The organism is Burkholderia sp. Bp9140 (assembly GCF_003853425.1).
Classification (GTDB): domain Bacteria; phylum Pseudomonadota; class Gammaproteobacteria; order Burkholderiales; family Burkholderiaceae; genus Burkholderia.
The window spans coordinates 1-3,341 of record NZ_QTPQ01000087.1; the positions used below are offsets into that span (position 1 = coordinate 1).

Here is a 3,341-nt window from a genome sequence, read left to right on the forward strand (position 1 = left end):
GGCCGGACAGCTTACGCGGCGCGAAAGCGGACATTTCTATGTAGCCAAAAGCGGACATTTCAATTTAGCCACTACAACCAGGCACTTTGATAATTCACGTTATGTCAACTCGGAAGGCTAACCAAACCGATGGCCCGAATCGGCAAAAACGACGCATTTGTCTGAGCAAAGATGTAAGGTTTACGTTAGTTTACCGCCGCTCTTTGCAGTCCAGCAGGTTTTCTAGTGTCCGATCTCCGTCACGGCACGCTGCAGGAGCTTCTCGACCTCATCGACGGCCTGTCCGTCAGCGATATCGCGCGAACGTTGCGCTGTTGCACCCGCACTGTCCGCAACTATCTCGCCGGTCGCTCGCCGATACCGTGGCATCGCATTGAATTGCTGCGCCTACTGGCGTGTGAAGCGCATGATGAGGCTGCCGGCGCGCCGAAAAACGTCGAAGCCCCTGTAGTAGCCACCATCGAACCCGATCCGGCCGCGCCGGACGTGACGCCCGACGAAATGCTCGCTTGGGTCGGCGTGCACGCGTCGCATTACCTTTCGAGCCAGCGCAGCCTCGCGTACTACGTGCGTGGCTGGAACGTTGTCGACAAGATTCGGCGCGCGAAGCACGACGGCACATTCGCCGCCGTCCTCGCGCGCTGGCGCACGCTCGCGCTCGAATTGCCACGTATGTGGCGGTCAGGTCCGTTATGGGCCGGCATTGGCCCGCCGGCATACGTGCGCAAGTAAAGATCGCCGAAGATATCCGCCGTTCAAGCTCAGCCGTTGACGCTACCGTAGCGTTTCGGCTTCCGATTGTCGGAGTGACTTGGCCACTCGCTTGGCTGAGGAATCGCCGCGGCTGCTCGGTGGGCGAATCGCAGCCAATCCCGAGCCGTAGGGAGTTCGCTGCCGCTCGAAGTCGGCCGCTCTGCTACAAGTTATTGAGGAGCCAGTTCGAGCCGGCCTGATTGAAACCGGCCCACGCGCCAACGCCACCAGACTGGATGACGAGGAGTTCGTCATCCTGATGCATATGAGGACGCAGGGTGTCGCGAACTTGTTTCGCGGTCTTATCGGTCACGATGACCCAAGTCGAGTCAAGATGGTGCCACCACTTCGAAAACGAGTTTTCCAACGTGGCAATCAAGTTCGAGTAGTCGTGCGAACCTTTGCGCACGAGGTCATAACCGACGATAAAAGTATTCATATAAAATCCGATCAAATGTGAGTTTCCAAGGGCGCCCGGACGAATCCGGGCGCCAACAAACGCCGTGCCACGAAGCGTGGCTTGCTCAACGCCGCCTACATCAAGTGCTTGGCGCCGATCGCCAGTGCTGACAGACACGTTCGAGCCGGCCGAACCGGCGGCGGACGTAGCTGCTCACACGGACAACCTTGGGCCGCGAGTTCATCATGAACATGCGACACCTCCGTAAAAGCGTGCTCCGGCCAAACTCACATCTTGACTATCCGGAACTGACAACCTACCATTCCGGTCGCACAAGTACTAAGACATGAGGGAACATCAGGAGCGGTTTGATGTCCCTTTCCCGATAGCGACGGGAGCCTCCACTCCCGTTCGCTTCTTCCGTGGCGAAGTTTGCGCGATCAGCGCGCATTGACGGCTATCAGGTCCTCCTCCTTGATATAGCCCTTCTTCACCCCTTCCATTACGACGTACGGTTGCATCAACGGATTCACGAAGCGAAACCGAAATTTTCGCGTTGTACCAGTCCGTTGCAAGATTGGCCCACGTGCCGCTTCGCAAAGCGCATTCAAATGCTGGGAATACGCCGGTATGTCATACGATCGCCGCATGATGCGGGACATCGGATCCCGAACGTCTGCTGCCGCAAAGTAATTCAAGGAATCACGGTTCGCGAGCGCGCAGGCGAGCAGGACTTGCGGATATAAGTTCTCTCGGCTACTCGTTGTCGCTTTGTGATATGCATTAATGATTGACAGCTGGGCCCCCTTATGAGCCTTTTCGATTGCAGAGGTCACGTCGATCGTTTCCGCGTGTTTGCTGCCTCGATCAACAGCGCTTAGTAGTGCGTTCAGGCACAGCAGATGCGTGTAATGTGGCAATCCCTGTGACAGCACTGCGATCTTTTCGCGGGCGATTTCATCCATCGTCATTCCCAGCGTCGACAGACCCTTGTCGATGATCTCGCTAATCTCCGTGACGTCCATTCTCGGCATCCGGACCTGGACAAGCGCCCGCTCCACTGATTGATGTTCAGTGATCAGCGAGTCAACCGAGTCGGCTACACCCACCAAAATGAGCGTGCTCTCCACTGCATGGTCCGAAAGATTCTTGATCGTGTCAGCAAGAAGCGTCGTCGTTTCGCGGTCTTGAATTCGATCGAGTTCGTCGATGACGATCACTATTCGGGGCATACGTTGCAGCAGATGCCGGACGTCGTCCGGGGTCACCACGTCCGGCAGAAATTGAGCCAGATTGGCACTGCCGATCTTGGACTCAGCGGCGATCAAGCCGCCCCCTGGGGCGGGGTTAGGCACCGGAACTTCGCGGAACACCTTATGCCAGAGCGATGAGAACGTCGTGGTCGGATCGCAATTAATAGTGCCAGATGAAAGGCGGTTCGTTGCCTTGCCGCCGAATACACGCGAAATGACAGTCGCCAGAGATGTCTTCCCGACTCCCCGTTCGCCAAACACGATTACGTGCTGGCCGCGTTGCGAAACGGCGGTAAGTACTTCGCTAAATTGCTCGATACGCCCGGAAAACAGTGCCTTTTGATCAATAGGCGCACTCGGCGTAAATACCGCCGAAATTTTCTGCGTCCACTCGAACCGTTCTGCTATGTCCACATCCTGCTCCCTACTTGAGTTGGAAAAATCGTAGCACTCCCGCAACATAAAGCCAAGTACGGGACGATCTGGACAAGTGATGAGCATTGTGGCCAAGTAAAGGCTGTTCTAGCTAAGTAGCGATGCATTCGCTGTTCCATCGCCCTGCAAGTGATCGCCGATCGATTCCTTTTGTCCCTCTTTCGTACAAGCCATCGTAACATTTAGTTACAATATTGCTGCGTAAGCCCCTGATGAAGGGGCAATCTCGAAGGTGCACGTGCGTACCTCGTGCGGATTCGAGGACAATTGCGCCCTAGCTGTTGTCGCAAACGGTAGATGGCCAGCGTCAGTTCGGACTTTGGGACCTCAAGACAATGGGTGCGCGATATGGGCAGCAAGCGATTCAAAGGGAAGCGCTGTGTATATTGCGGGCGTGAAGGTGCGTCCGACACCGGTGACCACGGACCTATCCGTGATTTCGTGGGCGAGGCATATCATGAGGTGTAAAGGCCATGGATATGCCGATGAAGAAGAAAAGA

At 56.0% G+C, this 3,341-nt stretch carries 3 protein-coding genes; 1 reads left to right on the plus strand and 2 read right to left on the minus strand.

The window, feature by feature from the left end; translation table 11 throughout:
- The first annotated feature begins 225 nt into the window (after nucleotides 1-225).
- Nucleotides 226-732 carry an IS21 family transposase gene (locus tag DIE21_RS36600; protein WP_124502183.1) on the plus strand — a complete coding sequence of 169 codons (507 nt, stop codon included), beginning with the start codon at nucleotides 226-228 and terminating at the stop codon, nucleotides 730-732.
- Nucleotides 733-916: 184 nt separating this feature from the next.
- Here DIE21_RS36600 and DIE21_RS36605 read toward each other — a convergent pair whose 3' ends face one another.
- A complete protein-coding gene (locus DIE21_RS36605) occupies nucleotides 917-1,330 on the minus strand; it encodes a hypothetical protein (RefSeq protein WP_185642927.1) in 414 nt (137 codons plus the stop codon).
- Nucleotides 1,331-1,593: 263 nt separating this feature from the next.
- A complete protein-coding gene (locus DIE21_RS36610; RefSeq protein WP_185642929.1) occupies nucleotides 1,594-2,820 on the minus strand; it encodes an ATP-binding protein in 1,227 nt (408 codons plus the stop codon).
- Nucleotides 2,821-3,341: the final 521 nt, after the last annotated feature.